The organism is Actinosynnema sp. NPDC059797 (assembly GCF_042732085.1).
Taxonomy (GTDB): domain Bacteria; phylum Actinomycetota; class Actinomycetes; order Mycobacteriales; family Pseudonocardiaceae; genus Actinosynnema.
In genome coordinates this window covers 1-2,944 of the sequence record NZ_JBHWIE010000150.1, presented here as the reverse complement: position 1 = coordinate 2,944, position 2,944 = coordinate 1, and the positions used below count along the sequence as shown (strand labels likewise).

Sequence of the window (2,944 nt, the reverse complement as noted above, 5' to 3'; positions counted from 1 at the left end):
CCCGGGGGGGGGGGGGTGGGGGGCCGTGGTTGGGTGGGCTTGGCCCCCCCCCCGCATCGTGGGGGGGGGGGGGGCGCGGGGGGGCCGCCGGGCCCCGGGGGGGTGCGGGCCCCCCCCCGGGGCTGGGTTGCTGCTGGGTTGCCCTGGGGGTCCCCTGTGCGCTTCCGTTCAGGCGTTGCAGCCGCATCCCGCGGGCTGGGTCGGGGTCGGCTGGGTCGGGGTCGGCTGGGTCTGGGTCGGCTGGGTCTGGGTCGGTTCGGTTGGTTCGGTCGGTTCGGCTGACCGGGTCGGTTCGGTTGGCCGGGTCGGCGCGGGTCGGGTGCTCCCGGACAGGGCGACCTTCGCCAGCCATTCCGGCGCCTGCGCGGAGTCGTACGTGTCGTGCCAGTTCCACCACTGGTACGCGGGCTCCTGCGGGTAGCCCTCGGGCGAGTCCTCCCACTCCTCCTGCCGCCCGAGCGCGGTCAGGTCGAGGTAGTTCCAGGTGCCGCCCATCTGCTCGTCGCCGCGGTGGTTGACGAAGTAGGTGCGGAACACGCGGTCGCCGTCGCGGATGAACGCGTTGGTGCCGTGCCACTCGTCCACGCCGAAGTCGGCGTCGAAGCCGTCGGTGATCGTGTGCCAGGGCATCGTCCAGCCCATGCGCGCCTTCACCCGCTCGATATCGGCCTGCGGGGCGCGCGAGGTGAAGGCGAGGGTGGTGTTCCGGGCGTTGAGGTGGGCGACGTGGGCCACCTGGTCGGCCACGATGGAGCAGCCGCGGCAGGCGTGGTCGGGCCAGCCGAACACGCCCGGTTCGAAGAACGCCCGGTAGACGATGAGCTGGCGGCGTCCCTCGAACAGGTCGAGCAGGGACTTGCGGCCCTCCGAGGTGTCGAACGAGTAGTCCGCCTCCACCTCCAGCCACGGCATGCGCCGGCGTTCGGCGGCCAGCGCGTCGCGGGCGCGGGTGAGTTCCTTCTCCTTCACCAGGAGTGCCAGGCGCGCCGCTTCCCACTCGGCCGGGGTGACGATCGGTGGTGTCTTCATCGCGTGTTCGCTTTCTGGTTCAGGGGCTCGGGTTCGAGGGCTCTGCTCTGGTTCGCCCTGGTTCGCTTTGGTTCGCCCTGGTTCAGGGGTTCCGGTCCAGGTGGTCCTTCAAAGCGCCGAGCGGGCCGTCCCAGTCGCGGGCCAGCGCGGCGAGGAACCGCTGGGCGACCCGCATGGGCGCGGAGCGCAGCCGGTAGCGCACGCGGCGCCGCTCCCCCGGCTCCGCCGTCACGAGACCGGCCTCGGTCAGCAGGGCGAGGTGCTTGGCGATCGCCTGCCGCGTGATCGGCAGGCGGGTGGCCAGGTCCGTGGCGGTCGAGGGACCGACCTCGGCCAGCGCGGCCAGGATCGCCCGCCGGCTCGGGTCGGCCAGCGCGGTGAAGACCTGTTCGGCGATCGCCTCGTCGTCAGGCCGCGTCAAGGTGGGCCGCCAGCTCGCCCAGTTCGTTCTTCCAGCCCTGCTCGTGGTCCTCGTAGGCCTTGCGGCCCGCGTCCTCGGGCAGCCGGGCGAAGCCGGTCTCGACCGTGACCAGCCGCGTGCCGCCGCCGACCGGTTCGAGGGTGAACTCGACGTAGGTGCGGTGCGGTTCCTCCTCCGGCAGCCCGTCGACCGGCCAGCTGAAGCCGAACACCGACGGTTCCTCGACCCGCTCCACGCGCAGGTCGGTCGAGTGGCCGCCGTCCCACGACAGCCGGATCACCCCGCCCACGCGCAGGTCGACCGTCGCCTCGTTGCCGAACCAGGAGCCCAGCCCCTCGGCGGTGGTCAGCGCGGCCCACACCGCGCTCGGCGGGTGGGCGAGGTCGACGGTGCGCTCGATGCGGTCGGGAAAGCCCACGATGTCCTCCAAGTTGCAACCGTCTGGTTGCTGTAACTTATGGCAACCGGGTGGTTGCGTCAATGGACGGCCCTCTTCCCGACCCCTGACTTCGCCGCGGGCTGAACCGCCGTCGTGACAGGGCCGTAATCGTCGGTGGAGCGATCGACGGACCGAGGAGGAGTTGAGTGTGATCCGACGAAACCGCGTCGCCATCGCCGTCGCGACCGGCCTGGTGGCCGTGCTCGCGCTGGTCGTGTGGACGTCCAACACCACCGTGCTGCGGGGCACCACCGTGGCCCAGACCGGGCAGGTGGACGCCGGGGTGCAGGGCTACGAGGCGCCGCTGGCCCCCGCGACCAGCGAGGAAGCCGCCCCGGTCGAGGGTGCCGCCCCGGTCGAGGATGCGGCCGGGGGCGCGGACGAGGGTGCGGCCGGGGATGCGACCGGCGACGCGACCGGCGACGCGGCCTCCGCGCCGGAGGCCCAGGCCGCGCCCGCAGGGCCGAAGGTCACCCTGGTCGGCAAGAGCGTGCCCCGCATGGGTGACGTCGTGCAGGACGGCGACGGTCGCACGCTGTACCGGTTCGACAAGGACACCCCCGACCCGGCGAAGTCCAACTGCGAAGGTCAGTGCGCGGTCACCTGGCCGCCCCTGCTGACCAACGGCGGGAAGCCCGCGTTGCAGGGCGTCGACCCGGCGCTGGTGTCGACGGTCAAGCGCGCCGACGGTTCGGAGCAGGTCACCCTGGACGGCTGGCCGCTCTACACCTACGCCAAGGACGAGGCGCCGGGGCAGTGGAAGGGCCAAGGAGTCGGCGGCACGTGGTTCGTGGTGCAGCCCAACGGGAAGCGGAACGTCGAGTGCCTGCCGCCGGGGGTGACCGCACCTGCCGCGTGAGTCCACCGTGGAGCGCCCTGATCCCCCGGCTGGGGTTGGCCGGGGGATCAGGGCGTCGCACGGCGGGCGACGGGCGACGCGCGACGGGTTCACGGGCGAAGAGCGGACGCTCGCCGCTGGGCAGGCCTCCGGGGGAGGGGCTGGGGCGCTCGTCCTCTCCCGCATGACCTGCCGGAGGCACCCACCCTTGTCAAGG

The 2,944-nt window shown here is 73.0% G+C and carries 3 protein-coding genes and 1 pseudogene; 1 reads left to right on the top strand and 3 read right to left on the bottom strand.

Features of this window, described 5'->3' with window-relative positions; all coding sequences use genetic code 11:
- Positions 1 to 363 precede the first annotated feature (363 nt).
- From ACFV4N_RS26800 to ACFV4N_RS26790, 3 genes and pseudogenes are all read right to left on the bottom strand, one after another.
- A pseudogene (locus tag ACFV4N_RS26800) lies at positions 364 to 1,029 on the bottom strand (DUF899 domain-containing protein); the annotation flags it as partial.
- An 82-nt stretch (positions 1,030 to 1,111) separates the two neighbouring features.
- Positions 1,112 to 1,450: an ArsR/SmtB family transcription factor gene (locus ACFV4N_RS26795; RefSeq protein WP_499675362.1), complete on the bottom strand. Its 339-nt coding sequence runs from the start codon at positions 1,448 to 1,450 to the stop codon at positions 1,112 to 1,114.
- Complete coding sequence (locus ACFV4N_RS26790; RefSeq protein ID WP_499675374.1) at positions 1,437 to 1,868, bottom strand: SRPBCC domain-containing protein; 432 nt, start codon at positions 1,866 to 1,868, stop codon at positions 1,437 to 1,439. The genes ACFV4N_RS26795 and ACFV4N_RS26790 overlap by 14 nt, the downstream gene beginning before the upstream one ends.
- Before the next feature lie 169 nt (positions 1,869 to 2,037).
- Between ACFV4N_RS26790 and ACFV4N_RS26785 the strand changes: the two genes are divergently transcribed.
- Entirely contained in the window at positions 2,038 to 2,748 is a 711-nt protein-coding gene (locus tag ACFV4N_RS26785) for a COG4315 family predicted lipoprotein (protein ID WP_499675361.1), read from the top strand.
- The last annotated feature ends 196 nt before the right edge of the window (positions 2,749 to 2,944 follow it).